The 17,209-nt window shown below is 46.5% G+C and carries 2 protein-coding genes (1 of these 2 cut by a window edge); both read right to left on the bottom strand.

Going from position 1 to position 17,209, the window contains the following annotated elements; genetic code table 11:
• A protein-coding gene (gene pksL, locus MKX38_RS09110) for a polyketide synthase PksL (RefSeq protein ID WP_339189225.1) crosses the window boundary here: on the bottom strand, positions 1–2,062 show its 5' end (the start). It extends 11,567 nt beyond the left edge of the window; 2,062 of the gene's 13,629 nt are visible here — the first part of the coding sequence; it begins with the start codon at positions 2,060–2,062; the stop codon falls past the left edge of the window.
• Positions 2,046–17,177: a polyketide synthase PksJ gene (gene pksJ, locus MKX38_RS09105; RefSeq protein ID WP_339189223.1), complete on the bottom strand. Its 15,132-nt coding sequence runs from the start codon at positions 17,175–17,177 to the stop codon at positions 2,046–2,048. The genes pksL and pksJ overlap by 17 nt, the downstream gene beginning before the upstream one ends.
• Between the last annotated feature and the right edge of the window lie 32 nt (positions 17,178–17,209).

Below are 17,209 nucleotides of genomic sequence, written 5' to 3'. Positions count from 1 at the left end.
CCGCCTGGCGCAAAGGCTTTAATAAAACCGCGCCTATACCCTCGGCAGGCACATAACCGTCCCCATCCTTTCCAAACGTACGGCAGTGTCCGTCAGTGGAAAACATATCCCAGACCCCGTATGTCATATATTTATTCGGGTGCAAAGACAGGTTCACTCCGCCTGCTAACGCAACATCGCACTCACCGTGACGTATGCTTTCCAACGCCAAGTGCACTGCGGTCAAAGAGGATGAACATACCGTATCGACAGCCATACTCGGACCGTGGAAATTACAAAAGTAAGAAACACGGTTGGCGATTTGCGCATAGTTGAGCGAAAGAGGAAACACATTTTCTGCTGATGCTTCTTCAGCTCCAACTAATGTATAATCCTTGTGCATGACACCGGCAAATACTCCTACATGCTGCCTTTTATTTCGTCCTTTAGGCTTGGCCAACGTCTTTGGCGTATAGCCCGCATCTTCAATCGTTTCCCAGCATGTTTCTAAAAACAGCCGCTCTTGAGGGTCCATTGTCTCCGCTTCTCTTGGCGTGATTCTGAAAAATTGAGGATCGAAGCAGTCGGGATCATCAATAAATCCTCCCCATTTGGAAATGTCCTTACCCGAAGGAGATGTGATTCCTTCAAGTCGCTGCCAATCCCAGCGCGACTCAGGAATCTCGCTAACGCAGTCCTTCCCCTCTTTCAGATTGTTCCAAAATTCATGAATATTGGTTGCCTTCGGATACCTGCCCGCCAAGCCGATAATCGCAATATCGCCTGCTGCCTCAATAGGTGCAGGACGAGAAGCTTCAACAGTCTTATGGTCGTTTATGCTGTCGGAAACCCGTGCTCTTTCATTCTGGCCAAGAGAACCAGCGGCACTAAAATGCTCAGCATATTCCTCGGCAAGAAACGCTGACAGCTCCGCTATGGTGGTATGCTCAAACAGAAGAGTCGGCGAAAGACTCTCACCGATCTTATCACTGATCGTTTCTACCACCTCAAGCAAGCCCGATGAATTCAGTCCCATTTGGTAATAACCGACATGTTTTTCAACTTGTTCTACCGGCTTATTGATTTTCTCTGCGATTAATTGACTTACGAACTGTTCAGCCCCACTAAAGGAATTAACGGGAGAAGATACCATGTCAGCAGGTTTATCACGCTCAGCAGTGTCCGCTCTTGTCATCTGTGTCTCCTGTGCATCTTGATGTTTTCCGCTAATCAGCTCCGCTTCTCGCACCAGTTTGCTTGTAAAGTTTTTCAACTCAGCCACTTTTTCTCCCGACGCATTAATAAATTCAAGTGTTACATAAATCAGCTCTTTTTCCCGCCGGACGGAGGAGCGCTTAATTCTTGTCATGCAATCCGTTTGCAAAAGTGCAGAAGCTGAAAAGGATTCATAGAACAGAGGCAAATACAGCCTCTGTTCTCCTTTAAGCAAAGATGTGAGCAAATGATTGGCACCCACCCCGCTCCCGTCTATGAGAGTCGGGTGAAACATAAAGCCTTCTGCGTGAAGCATGGCTTCCGAACCGAGAGAAAGCTCAAGAAGGACGCCGTCTTCCTCTTCATAGATGCAGCCACTTGCTTTCATATATTCGCTGTGCACCAATTCCTGACGTCTGCATTGTTCATATACATCATCAAGCTGAACAACGTTCTGTGCAGATGCTTTGATTTGACTGAGATCCAGTGTTTCTTCAAATATGGCTGGGGAGTCTGCGTGCATGTCAGCCTTCATATAGAGCTTTTCTTCTGAAGCTTCTTTCCCATCACGTTTTTCAATTCCCTTGGCTGTGATTTGCCACTGTCCTTCTTTTTTCTCCGCGCATTGGATATTCAAAACAATTAATGCATCCTGTTCCGCCGTCAATGGCTGATAGATGGATAAATTCCGCAGCTGAAGCTCTGAGCAGGAGAAACCGTGTTCTCTGAATATCTGGTAGATTATATCGATATAAGCCAATCCCGGCAGGACATTTTGTCCGTAAACCACATGGTGATAAATAAACGGATTTTTTAACGATAATGTGAGTTGTTTCGTTATCTTTTTCACGTTAGACCTCCACCTCATAAGTATCCCATATGTTTGCCGCAGTCATTTTCGAAGTCTCCGCTTCCAGCTTTGGCTCGCCTGGCAAAAGCGTTCGTTTCTTTAATTGAGGAGGCGATATTGGACTGCGCTTGATGGCGTGTTTTTCATCTTTTTCCCACGCCTCTACGATGACATGGGCATTCGTCCCCCCATCGGCAAAGCAGTTAATAGCCGCAGTAGGCTGCGAATCTGTCCATTTTTCCAGGGCTCGGCTGAACGTGATGTTCGCTTTCTGTTGATCGAAATGCGCCATCTCTTTTTCACCTGATAAAAATGGGACAAAGCGGCGCTCTTTCAGCATCAGCACAACCTTAATGAAGCTGGCGATCCCTTCAGCACATAGCGGATGCCCGATGTTCGGCTTGATTGAGCCAAGAGAAAGAGGCGATGAGTGCCCAGAACGGTACACTGATTGGATCGCTTTTAGCTCAAGGAGATCGGTTACGATTGAACCTGACCCGTTTGCCTCAAGATAGCTGATGTCCTCTGGTTTTTTTCCGCTTTTGGAAAGCGCATCTTTCATGACTTCCTTTTGCGCCTCCAGATTAGGTGTTGCAGGCCCCGCCGTTCTTCCGTCATTATTGACCGAGGCCGCTTTCACAACAGCATATATGGTATCTCCGTCTTCCAGTGCCTGTTTTACCGTTTTTAGCATGACCATTCCGACGCCTTCACCTAACACAACTCCGTCAGCACGCTCATCAAACACATGGAAGGATGAATGCTTGCTTAAAATGCCGCGCCGGTCAAACAGCCTGTGAGAGGCATCTGAGCTCAGTAAGCTGACACCGCCGACTATGGCGGATTGAATATCTCCGCCACGCAGCGCCTGAATGGCCATATTCATGCCGACCAAAGCTGACGAGCATGCGGTGTCAACTACAACACTCGGGCCGCGGACATCAAAAAATTGTGAAAGATTAGCCGCTAAATAATTTTGGCCGACTGTCACGATCGGATTCTTGGCATGATCAAGGCTGTCTTCATCAGGTTTGTGCTGGCTTCTGCCTCCGATATAAACACCGACGGGCTTTCCCTTTATTTCCTCAGGCGTATAACCGGCGTGATACAAGAGTTTCAGACACTCTTCCAATACGAGTAGTGCTTGCGGATCCATCGCCCTTACGTCTTCTTCATGAAGCAAAAAGAAATCAGGATCAAAATAGCTGACGTCATCAATCACGCCGGCATAATATGGCGTCTTACAGCCCCAACGCTCTGCCGGAATCGGGCCGATTGACGAACGCCCCTCGGATAGTAACGACCAATATGACTCCAATGTATCTGCCCCAGGGAATCGGCAAGAGAGTCCGACAACGGCAATACCTTCTGCATGAGAGTCCGGTGACAAAATCGCTGGCGCCTGAATCTGAGGTGTAAGAGCTCGATCCTCCGCAGGAACAGGTGCCTCCACCTCTATTTTGTTCTCCAAAGGTGCTGATGCATCCGATATCCTGCCTCCGAATAAAGCGGACAGCCTTTCGGAATAAGAACCGATCAGCCAATCTGTGAATCTTTGAATTGTCGGGTATTCATATAGAATCGATGGATCGAGCGCTGCCTCTAATTTGCGGTTTATACGCTGGAGCACCTGTGCCAAAATGATCGAATCCACGCCATAATCCTGAAACAACCCGTCAATCTCGAAGTCTTCACGATCTATTCTCAGCTCTTCGGTAAACAGATCAATAAGCCAGGACTGTGTTTCAGATAATAATCCATCACATTTGGAAACTTCATCGGCCTCTTCAATGTCTCTGGCTGGCGGGCTCTGTAAAGCAGCTTCCTGCAAACCGCCCTCATGCGGTTTCCTCCTCTTCATCAGCAGTTCCGGCTCCCAGTTTGTTTGATTCGCCATTGCAGGGAGAACAACCGGTCCGAACATTTTCGATACAATTTGATCTAGAAAACGTAAGCCTTCTGAATTCGTAATGCTCAACAAGCCGCTGTCCCGATACGCTTGATTTGTCACTTCACCCATACCGGTTTCTTTCCAGTTCGGCCACTGAACACTGATGATCGGCGCATGTTTCTGATGTGCTTCTGCAAAATAATCCATATAGCAATTGGCCATCGCATAGTCAGCTTGTCCCGCCGAAAGCTCCGGAATAATGGCTGAAACAGAAGAAAATAAGACAAAAAACTGTAAAGGCTCGTTACACACATGGCGATATAACGTTGTAAGACCTGACACCTTAGGTTCCATCACCCGCTGGATATCATCTGAAGTTTTTCGGATAAATGCCAGCGTATCCATATCCGTCAGACCTGCACAATGAATGACACCGCCAATCTGTCCTAATGTTCGCTTGATATGTTGCAGCGTTTGCTCAACCTGAGCATCATCAGATAACGTCAGCGACAGCATCTCCACCTGTACACCCTTCGCTTCCAGCTCCCGCACTGCCTGGATTTTCTGGGCAACTGATGTGTTCGAGGTGTCAAAACGAGTCCATTCCTCTCGCGGTGGAAGCTGTTCTCGTCCGGTCAGCACCAGTTTTTTCACTCCATAGCACTCTGCAAAATGACGGGCGCATAATAGTCCGATGCCTCGTGTGCCGCCTGTAATGAGAAGCACATGATCTTTCGGGAAGACCGCGCTCTGTTCCGTGGCCTTACCTGTTTCCGGATGAGCTTTTAGAAAAGCTTGATACCGTAAACCATCCCTGTAGCAAACCTCCGCATCATAAGAATCGGAATAAAACTCATCAGCGATCAACTTCGCGAGACGGCGATGATCAGTAACCTCCTCTGCATCCATATGCCTTGATATAAGATGGCTGTACTCGCATTGGAGCATTCGATACAACCCAGCCCGTGAGGCGCCAGCCATCCGGACAGATGTGTTTTGAAACGATTCGAGCCCCTTCGTCACACAAAGCAGCCTGAGCCCCTCTTTATGCCCGAATTCAACCAGTCTTTGCACCCATTCAATCCAATCCAGCCGGCCCTCATCATCCTTACCGCATCCGATGACATCCACTAGGCCGTCAAACTCTTTCCAATCAATGTCTGACTGATCATTTTCTATCCGGCTCACATCTAATAAGAGATGATTCGGAAAATACGAAGACACTTCTGCTGCTAAATCTGCTGTCTCTTGATTGCTCAGGATGGCAACAGTTCTTGTCCCCGGCACTGCTGAGCCAATTGGACTCAAACACCATTGTTTCGTCAAAAAGCATGCAGCCCGATCTTCAATCGCATTAACCAGTTCTTTTTTGTCTCTTTCTGAATGTTCCTTTGCCGGCACCCAATAGTGATCCTTCGCAAACGGATATGAAGGGAGGCTGATCAGGCGCGGTTTGGTCTCTCCGTATAATGTGTTCCACTGGATTGAGACCCCTTTGACCCATAAATCAGCAAGTTTGGCGTATTTTCTTTTTCTGATCCAAGCATCAAGTGCCAACGCTATATCTTCATCTGCTGTAAATATAGTCTGGGTCTCTTTATTTCGATGAGACTGTCCCCGGAAAAATTCGTCTGTTTCTTCCTTACCGTCAACAAACGCCTGCAGTTTCTCTTCAAGTTCCTGCATTGTCCCCGCAACACACGCCAGACGCTCATCCATTTCTTCGCGCCCGACCTGCAGGGTGTAAGCGATGCGGTGCAACTCCTGATCTGTATATTTTTTATTGCGGATCGCCTCAAGCAATTGCAAAGCACGATCTATCAGCCTGCTTTTATTTTTAGCCGACAGCACAATCACGTTTGGCTGTCCTGTAGCCGTGTGTTCTGAATTGGCTTTTGGCATATATTCTTCAACCACAATATGCGCGTTTACTCCGCCAATCCCAAACGAACTGATTCCGGCACGGCGCGGAAGCTCGTTTCCGTCACGATCTGTGACAGACTTCCATTCCTGTTTTTCCTGAACGATGTAAAACGGACTGTCTGTCAGCTGAAGATAAGGATTAAGCGTCTCGCAATGCAGGCTTTTCACTAACGTTTTATGCTTCATTTGCAAAAGCACTTTGATCAAACCGGAAATACCGGCTGCTAGCTCTAAATGACCGATATTGCTTTTAACTGAGCCGATGCCGCAACGGTGATCCGGAACATCCGGCTGGCTCTCGCCTTTCATATTGGATAGTTCCTTAAACGCGGCTTTCAGCCCATTTATTTCAATCGGATCGCCCAATTCCGTCCCTGTTCCATGTGCTTCGATATATGTGACAGTGCTTGGATCTATGCCTGCTTGGCGATATGCACGCACCAACAAATCAGCTTGTGCTTTCGGATTAGGCGATGTCAGTGTATTGGCTCTTCCGCCGTGATTTTCCGCCGTCCCCCGAATAACGCCGTAAATATGATTTCCGTCGCGCTCGGCATCTTCCAGCTTTTTCAACATGACCATTCCGACCCCTTCGCCTCTGACATAGCCATTCGCATCGGCGGAGAAGGTTTTACACCTGCCGTCTTTGCTGAGCATCCCCGCCTTGCTGTAGCTAATATGCGCCTCCTCCGTTAAGATCGTATTCACGCCTCCAGCGATCGCCATCTCACAATCACCGTTTTGCATCGCAGTCACAGCACGGTGAATGGCTACAAGAGAACTGGAACAAGCCGTCTCTACTGGCTCGCTCGGACCATGAATATTTAAAAAATAACTCATTCTATTCGGGCCTACCGAAGGAATCATATGACCTGTAGCAGCATGGCCTTCAATTGGAAGATTCGCTCTATGGAATAGATCTTTATAACCGGTGTTTCCCGTACCGATAAAGATACCGGTCCCTGTACCCGAAAGGCTTTGCGGCGAGCAACCCGCATCTTCCAGTGCCTTCCACACGTATGTCATTAACAAGCGCTGCTGAGGGTCTACATAATCAGCTTCTCGCGGCGAAATACCAAAAAACAACGGATCAAACTCAGCGACACCGTCAATAAATCCGCCCCATTTGATGTCGGTTTTATTGACGTCAGTGTCTGGGTTTCCATAATGCTCCCGCCAATCCCATCGATCTTTTGGAACTTCTGTGATGCTGTCTTTCCCTTCTTCTAGGTTTTCCCAAAATTCATCTATATCCATAGCGCCAGGGAATCGGCCGCTGATGCCGACTATTGCAACCGGCTCAAAATCGGCAGCCTGCTTTTTGTTTCTTTCTGCTTTTGCAATAACAGGCTGTGTAAAGCGGCGCTTTCTACGTGATGTGATTTTCGGCGCTTCAGGGGATTTTGTCTGTAACTCTTCCTGCCCCTCTGGTTTTTCGCGCTCCTGAACCAGGGTGTCCTCATGTTCAGCAGTCAAATACTCAGCCAGGCTTTGGATACTTCCATATTCAAAGAAAATGGTCGGCGTTAGCTCCAACTGAAATTCTTCGTTAATCTTGTTTGTAAAGACCGTAAATGTAACGGAATCAAATCCGTATTCACTCAGCTCTGTATTGACATCAATATCTTCACTATTTACTTTTAAAATTGCACTGACCATGTTGCTTAATGATGCCTCCAGGCTGTTTAAACTGTGCAATGAGTTTGTTCTTTCATCTATGCCTTTAGCAGTAGCATCTTGATTCCATTCGCCCTGATACGCAGCAACTACATATTCAGCCAGGCTTTGGACGCTGCCATATTCAAAGAAAATGGTCGGTGTTAGCTCCAACTGAAATTTTTCGTTGATCTTGTTTGTAAAGACAGTGAATGTAACTGAGTCGAATCCGTACTCACTCAGCTCTGTGTTGACATCGATATCGTCAGTGTTTACTTTCAAAATTGCGCCAACCATTTGGATTAAGGCTGCTTCCAATTTTCTAGTTTGTCCTTGATCCTGATCCGCCTTTCTCTGATCGTTCCGCTTGGCTTTCGATCCTGCGGAAAGCAGTTTTTGCTTCATTTTCTGAAGCTGTCCTTCCATCACAAAAACTTGCGGCTTATCAGATACTATCCCTTGATAAAATGCTTTCAAGCCACTATCTGTCGGCATCGGGACCATTCCCGTGGTTTTCAGCATTCTCTTTTCATCTTCAGCGCCGACTTGCATACCGCCTTCTTCCCATAACGGCCAATTGAAGGAAATGGTGGAGCCGAATCTCTTTTTTGATGCCGCAAGAGAACGGCGGTATTCAGCAAATGCATCCATAAACGAATTGGCTGCCGCATAATCGGCTTGTCCAGCGTTTCCTAAACATCCCGAAACAGATGAGAAGAAAATGAAAAAGTCCAATGGGAAATCCTTGCTGCATTCGTCTACATGTAACAACCCGCTCACTTTTGGCTGCAACACTTCTTGAAACTCTTCATTCGTTTTATGAATGATGAAGCGATCTTTAATGCTGCCTGCACCGTGAATAATTCCATTGAGAGTGCCATATCTTTCTTTGATTTCCTCAAAAAGATGACGAGCCGCATGCTGATCACTTACATCAGCCTCTCGATAGACAACCTCCGCTCCGATGCTTCGAAGAGCCTCCAGTTCGTTTTCCTTATCCTCACTTAAAACAGATCGTCCCGTCAGCACAATAGTAGACCGGCTAGTTCGATTGGCAATTTCCTTTGCAAACAGAAGGCCTAAGCTTCCTGCTCCGCCTGTGATTAGATAAACACCTTCGTCTCTCCACGGCATGTGAAGCGTATCAGCTGAAGGAAGCACCATTTCCCTCCAGCCTTTCACAAAACGGTGTCCAGCCTCATATCGAATCTGTTTGTCAAATGGTCTCCGGCTGTCGTCTTTCAGCTTGAGGTGAAGGTCTATCATCTCTTCAGGTTTCTCAATTTCGATGATCTGAGCAGTCAGTTTGCTGAACTCTATTTCTGCTGTTTTAAACAGACCGGAAACGCCGGCAAACAATTGCTTCTCTTTTTCCAGCGGAACAATCGCTTGAATGATGATACGGCCTGCAGAAAGCTCACGGACCTTGCTTTGCAGGAGTTCAAAAATGTTCTGCGTGTAACATTGATAACGTTCAGCAATATGTCCTACAGCTTCGTTTAGAGTAATCACACGGGCATCTTTCATGTGGGAGGCAATGCTGTCTGTGACACTTCGTTCAGTTTCGAAGAGAACAATGATATGCTCCGTGTACGAAGGATCTTCGTCCTCTCGTTCTTCATTCTGTTTTTCCCACACCGGTTCAAGCATTAAGCGTTCGTGCCGTGTTGAAGGCTTTGAAGTATGAACCTCCCCTTCTAATACTCTCGTTGAAAATCCTTTGATCCTGACACATACGCTTCCACTCTCGTCAATGACATCGATATCCGCTTTCTGAACAACCCCTCCGGAGTGATCGCTGTCACTTAAGCGAGCATAAGCCCACATAGAAGAAGAACACCCTTTGATCACTTCAAGCTCCTCAAGCGCAAATGGCAAAATCAGCTTTTGATCCGTCAATTCCTGCATGATGCATATTGTTGCTGTCTGCAAGGCGGAGTCCATGATACTTGGGTGCAGCACAAACTGTTCATTCGTTCCAGAAACGATTTCTGGAAGCTGCAGCTGCACCAAAACCTCTCTGTTTCCTATATTCACATTCTTAATTCCTTGAAAGGCCGGGCCATGGAACATTCCTCTGCTTCTGCCTTCTTCGTAAAATTGATCAGGCGACATCTTTCCTTTGCCGCAGCGGCGTGACATTTCAGTGAGATCTGCGACTGGCGTTTCGGCAGCAGATGCCAGCTCCGCACTGCCTTGACTATGAATAACAGGGTCGTCCCCGTCTTCCTGTATACTGTAAATGTCAAAGGTGATTTTTCCATCTTCTTCAGGAAAGAGACTGATATCCACTTGAGCTGAATGTCTGTCAACCACAACAGGCTGAACCCAGACTGTATGATTCAATCTGATTCTGACATCTTGGCCAATTTCACTTCCTGCCGCCTGGTTTATAGCCGCGTACACCATTTCAAGGTACGCAACACCAGGAAGCACAGGCTTTCCTCTTACCACATGGTCTCTCAGGAAGAATTCGTCACCAGTGAAAACCGAACTGAATTTCTGTTCAGAAAAATCAGATGTATTCTGATGAAGCAATGGATGAATAGAGCCGATCCCTGTCTGATTTCCGGATATCTGCGCCACCGGTTTGCGGTCATCCTGCGACGGCCAGTATCGTTCCTTTGCAAATGGATAAGTCGGCAGACTCATTCTGTTTGGGCGCTCTCCCTTGTAAAGCTGCATCCAATCTATATGCGCTCCCTTGCTCCACATTTCTGCAAGCTTGTTTACTTTTCCTTTGGCCATCCACTTACGTATGAGTTCAGCGCTGTCCTCATCCTCCGTCAGCCATGAAACCTCTCTGGCATTGTGCTTACTTCCTTGAAAACAGCCTTCAATCGCTGTTTTTCCATTGATAAAATCTGTGAGCCTCTGTTTTAACTCATTTACATGATCGGCAATAAAGACAACGCGATGCTCCATCGCTTCGCGCCCCACCTGAAGGGTATACGCAAAATCAGGCAGCTGGCTGTTCTCAAGCCCTCTTCTTTCTAAATAGGCCAGAATGTCTTCTGCATACTCTTGCAGCCTCTCTTTATTTTTCGCCGAGATCGGGACGATGCAGGTTCCGTCTATCTTTCCCTTATCTGAATCCCTTTTGAATTGTTCAAAAATGGCATGGGTATTTGTCCCGCCAAGCCCAAACGAGCTAAGTGCAGCCCTATGCGTTTTGATCTCACGGCTTAACGTTTTCTTTTGATCGACGACGTAAAAAGGAGAGCTGGCTAAGTCTGTATTTGGATTCGGCTCCTTATAATTGATACTCGGTGCAAGCTCTTGATGATAAAGACTCATCACGACCTTAATGCAACCCGCAAGACCGGCGGCTGTATCTAAATGTCCGATATTGGTTTTCACCGACCCAATGCCGCAAAATTGCGTTTTATTTGTATATTGCCTGTAAACGTTTGTTAAAGCCGCCAGCTCGATCGGGTCCCCCAGCTTCGTTCCGGTCCCGTGTGCTTCTACATAGCAGATGGATTCAGGCTGTATCTTCGTTTGATTCATGACCTGTTGGACCACGTCAGCCTGTCCTTTAACGCTTGGAGCATAAAAGCCGACTTTGTCAGCGCCGTCGTTATTTACACCAATGCCTCTCAGCAAGGCATAGATATGATCCCCGTCCTTTACAGCATCAGCTGCTTTTTTCAGCAATACAACAGCAACGCCCTCACCGCCTATCATTCCGTCAGCTGAAGCGTCAAAAGCTTTAATATGTCCATCACTCGAAAAGTTCAGCCCCGGCTGATGCACATATCCGATATTTGACTCAGTATGCAGCGTTGCACCGCCAACTAAAGCATAATCAGATTCAGCCGACAGCAGGCTTTTATAGGCAGAATGCAATCCAATCAGAGATGATGAGCAGTTGGCATGAACGAAATAGCTTGGCCCTCTCAGCCCGAGCTTATGAGAAATCATTGTCGGAATCGTCCCACTCTGTGCAAGCACCCACGAAACATAGCCGTCCGGCGTCTCCAGGCTCTCTGTTGTATCTGACGGTAACAGCGCGCGATAAGAATTATTGCTTGCCGACATAAAGACACTGGTTTGTGGAATCTGTCCCGCAGCATAACCGGCATCTTCTATTGCTTTCCATGAATGAGTCAGCAGCATTCGAAGCTGAGGGTCCATAAATTCAGCGTCTTTAGGAGAGATTTGAAAGAAGCTTGGATCAAATCTGTCTTTCCCCTCAATTGAAGCTTTAGCCGGGACATAGTCGGCATTCTCCGCTATCTCCTTTGAAATGCCAAAGCGCTGAAGCTCTTCTTTATTGAAAAACGCTATGCTTTCCTTGCCGTCTCTGAGGTTCTCCCAAAATTCATCATGATTTTTTGCCCCTGGAAATTCACACGATATGCCAATAATCGCTACACTATCGTCATAATAGTCTGGGAGATCACTCATCTCGGTAGACTGATCTTCTATATGAGCTGCCGGGTCTGTCGGCATATGGTCACTTGCATCGCCCATTCGCTGTTCAGTGATGTACTGGCTGATATTTTTAATGGTTGAATACTCAAACAGGTCTGTGACAGAAAACTCACAGGATAGTTCATGTTTGATGCGATCAGCCACAGTGACCGCGAGAAGCGAATCCCCGCCCACATCGAAAAATCCGTCATCCCATTCAATGTCACTCGTTTTCAGCACTTCCTGCCAAATGGTAAAAACAGTATCCTGAATGTTCTTAGGAGAGGTCTGCCTTTGCTTTAGCTGCTCCCCTGATAAATCGATATTCTTAAGGCTGTTTCTATCTATCTTTCCGTTCGGAGTTAACGGCATATGATCAAGCTGAATAAAATAAGAAGGCACCATATAGGCAGGCAAAGCGTTTTTCACAAAATGACGCAGCTCTCTCGCTGTGAGAGAAGCATTTGCATGTTTAGCTGTATAATAGGCAGCTAGGTTATCCATATCTGCGACCACAACGCATTCCAGAATGCCGGGATGCTCACTAAGCCTGCTTTCAATATCACCAAGTTCAATACGGAATCCGCGGATTTTTACTTGATTATCGATGCGGCCTATATATTCAATTCGCCCTCCCGGAAGCCAGCGGGCCATGTCTCCCGTTCTATAAAGCTTAGACCCAGGCTCAAAAGGGTTGTCAATGAATCTCGAGTCCGTTAATTCTTCCTTTTTGTAGTAGCCCTTCGCCACACCGTCTCCTGCAATGCACAGCTCACCCGGGACACCTGCCGGCACTGGCGCGAGCTGAGAATCCGTAATATAGATTTGTGTATTGGCGATTGGCCTTCCTATCGTGGCATGAGAGCATTCATCGTTAATGCGCTGAACCGCTGACCAGATAGTTGTTTCGGTTGGCCCGAACATATTCCAGGCTTCGCTGCCCGTATCTAAGAAATATCGTTTTAATGTCTCAGGCAATGCTTCGCCTCCGCATAAAATTTTCACACTCTCTTCATTTTCCCAGCCTGAATAAAAGAGCATCTTCCACGTAGCGGGGGTTGCCTGCATCACTGTCGGTTTGATCGTGCAGATGTCCCGTTTCAGTTTTTCAACGTCTTTTGTATGCTCCGTTTGACAAATATAGCAGTGTGCGCCCTTTATTAAAGGCAAAAATAATTCCAGAGCTGCGATATCAAAACAGTAGGTTGTGACAGCAAGCATTTTATCCTCTGCCGTAAGACCTGGTGTTTCCCCCATCGAAACGAGAAAGTTTGTCAAAGCTTTATGCGGTATCATGACACCTTTTGGCTTTCCTGTGCTGCCGGATGTATAAATGACATATGCCAAGTTCTCTGGCGTGACAGTGCGTGTAAGCACTTTTCGATCAGAGGCTGTTTGAGCAATTTCATCCCAATCTTGATCTAAAAGGGCTGTTGTGACACCGTTCCAACTCAACGTATTTACTAATTCCGATGTCGTCAGTGTAATGAAAACTTCACTGTCCTCAAGCATGTATTCTAATCGTTCAGCCGGATAGGACGGGTCTAGCGGCACATAGGCTCCCCCAGCCTTGAGGATCGCTAATAAACCCACTAGCATGTCCAGCGATCGATCCACATAGATCCCCGCCAGACGGTCAGGACCCACTCCATGCGCCTGCAAATAAATGGCCAGCTGTGTGCTTTTCTCATCAAGCTCCCGATACGTCAATGTTTGACCTTCATAGCTGACAGCCGCTCTATCAGGCGTCTTTTTCGCCTGCTGCTCAAACAACTCATGAAAAGTTATATATGGATACGTTTTTCCTGTGGCGTTCCATGTTTTGAGAATCATCTGCTTCTCTGCCTCAGGTAATAAAGAATACTCTTTTAAAGGCTGAAAAGGATTCAACATCGCCTGCTCTGTTACATAAACAAAATGGTCGAACATGGCGGATATAGAAGCCGCATCAAACAGCCCAGTATTGTACTTGATGTTCAGCTCCATTTTTTCTTCTGTTTCCCACAGTTCAAATACTAATTCGTATTCGCCCTCTTGGTGAACATACTCAACGAAATCGACAGAAAAGAAGTCAGCATAGCGGCTCAGCAAGCTTTGATAGCTTCCGGATTGAAGAAAATTCTGATAGAAAAAAGCGGTTTGAAATACCGGTGAACCTGCTTGACTGCGAGGAATATTCAGATCCCTTACCATTTTTGGAAAAGGATATGCTGCATGATCAAGCCCATCCAATATCGTTAATTGCAATTTTGATATAAAGCTAGAAAAAGTGTCTGCCGGGTTCAGCTCACTCCGAATCGGGAGCATATTGAGAAAATGTCCAATGGCATCATCAAATCTTTCTTCCGGCCTCACCATGGCCGGCATGCCGACGATCTGTTCCTTTTGGCCGGCGTAACGGCCAAGCAGCATCATATAGCAGCTTAAGAATACCGTCGTGACATTTACAGAATGCTCTTTCGCAAACGTTCTGACCTGATTCATGAAGCCGCTGGACAGCCGCCTGGTGTATGTATCCTCTCTAAACTCAGAATCGACTGAACTTGCGCTGACATTAGGCAGCTGAAGATTCGGCAAAGTTCCCGATAGCTGTTTCTGCCAATATGTACGGTGCTTCACACCGTCTTTGCCAGCAAGCATGTTTTTCTCCCATGCCGCAAAATCATGATAAATAGCAGGAGAAACAGCTTTTTCCGGCTGCTGTCCTTTTAAAAGAAGCTGATAGGTATCAAACAGACTGCGTATAAATGTGACAGACGAAACTCCGTCAAAAATCAAATGGTGAATGACAACTAATAAAAAATGCTCTTGTTCAGATCTGGAAAAGCTCATGACACGCACTAACGGGCTGTTTTCTTTTACATACGGTTCCTTTACTTTCTTTCTAAGAAAAGCAGGAATATCAGACTCTTTCAAACTTGAGATATTTTCTGTCTTGATTTCAATTGAAAGTGCTGGCTCATTTTTAAGAAATGGCACTCCGTCTTTCTCTTGGATGACGTGCTTTAAGATTGGGTGCTGATTCAATACAAGGCCAAAAGCCTGCTGGAATGTTTCATGGTGAAGCCCTGACGAAAATTTAAAACAGAGAGGTACGTGATATGCACTTTTTTCGGGTGACATTTTTTGCAATGTCCATAATCCTTTTTGAACCTCAGAAAGAGGTTGAAAAGTTGCCTGACTCCTTTCCGGTTCGGTTTTATATGTGTCCGTGCCCTTTTTGTCAGCAGACGAGCTGCTGAGGTCTTCATGTTCTGATAGATAGCTGGCTAAGCGTTCAATTGTAGGATATTGATGTATCTCTCTGGCTGTTAGTTTGATATGGTAGTTTTTCTCGATCGATCGAATGAGCTTCATCATCTTGATAGAATTCACACCAAGACTTTGGATATTTGCATTTGGCTCCACCCAATCGCGGGAAACATGCAGCTCCTCAGTCAAACAGGTGAGCAGATGCTCCTGTATTTCTTCCCTTACTCTTTTCACATGGTCTGCTTGCTGCATCTCCTCATCCTGGACCGCATCGTTCATCCGATTGGGTTTATGTAGCAAGTGGTCGAACTCTCCATTTTCAAATGAAGTTTTTAGCTGGGTGCGCTGGATCTTTCCGATAGCCGTTTTTGGAATCTCTTCTTTTTGTACAGGCAGCAAATATTCCGGGGTGACTCCGATCACCTGTGAGACATGGGATTGTATGTTTCTAAGAAGCTGAGACATCTGCTCATTATTTAATTTTGCGGAAGTAACAAAGAAGATAGCCAGCTGATCTGTTGAATTCTGGCCCAGACGGACAGCGCAAGCAGCAGTATAAGAAGTTTCAATTTCAGATAATTCTTCAACTGCAGACTCAATTGCATGACTGTAATAATTAATGCCGTTAATGATAATTGCATCTTTCGTACGGCCTGTTATGGTTAAGCGCCCGTTTCGCAAAAAGCCAAGATCTCCGGTTTCAAACCAGCCGTCTTCTGTAAACACACTCTCATTCAAATCAGGCCGCTGGTAATAACCGCTAGTAACAGAAAGACCCGAGACTTGAAAACGGCCGATCTCGCCCTCTTCAACCAATTCATTATGGTCATTCACAATTCTCATAGAGAAGCCGGGGATTGGAGAGCCTATTTCAACAAAATGATCATCATCACTTGTTCCAGCCCGGGTAAATTCATGAGAAAAAATAACGCCCGATGAAGTTTCGGACATTCCCCATGCAGGTCGGATGGCGTCAGCAGGCAGTCCATGTGGTTCTAAAAGCTCAAGTATTCTGCGCCCTACCTTGGCTACCATTGCTTCACCGCCATTGAGCATGTATCGCATTGAAGACAGATCCCATTTCCTATCTTTTATTTCTTCTGCAAAATCAGTGACCAGACCAAACGCAAAATTCGGCGCCCACGTAACAGAAGCTCGGTAATGATCAATCCAATCCAGCCATTTCAACGGCTCCATTAAGATTGTTTCGCTTGAGACGTTAATTTCCTGACAGCCAAGATAAACATCCCGCAAATGCAGCATTCCGATCCCTCCGACATGGTCAAACGGCATCCAGTTAAACGTAATATCCTCTCTGGTGAAGCCTTGCATTTGAATAATACCTTTCACCATGCTCATAATGTTACGATGATTAAGCATAACTGCTTTGGGCGTTCCCGTACTGCCTGAAGTCAGCAATAAAAGCGCTAAGTCTTCAGGACTGGATTGATGCCAATCTGTGTCCGCTTCAGCGCTGAGCAGATCCTCTACAGCAATTGCCCTGAACCCTTCAAGCTCTTGTTCTTTTGCCCAATCGAGCATTTCCTGGTGCATCCCTCGGTCCGTAATCACCGCTGGCTTGTCAAGAAGCGTCCATGCGTCTTTCAGCTTTTGAGTGCCGCTGCTCGATTCAGCATACGTTGGTGGAACGGCTAATGGAGCCGGAACCACCCCTGTTAACACACACCCCCAGAACGCAGGGAGAAGCTGTGAATTGTCACCAAGCTGCAAAATCACGCTTTGTTTTGCTTTCAGGCCTGATTGGCGAAGCCCCTTCGCAATACGCAGTCCATCATCCCATAATCGTCTGTATGATTGGTAAACTTCAGTCCCATCCGGCTGCAAATAAATGATTCCCTTTGTATCCCCAAGCTCCGCCGCCGTTCTGTATAAAACTTCAGGTATTGTTGCCGGCTGCTTTTCAGATATATGTAAAGGCTCCCCATGACTGACAGAAGGATTAGCTAATATGCGGATATTATCATTATTTCTCATCACGCTGCCTCCATTTCACCTGCAAAATTTAT

The sequence above is a fragment of the Bacillus sp. FSL M8-0025 genome, assembly GCF_037975475.1.
In the GTDB taxonomy this organism is placed as follows: Bacteria; Bacillota; Bacilli; order Bacillales; family Bacillaceae; genus Bacillus; species Bacillus subtilis.
The sequence above is the reverse complement of the archived record's forward strand: the minus strand, read 5'-3'. Positions and strand labels throughout refer to the sequence as shown.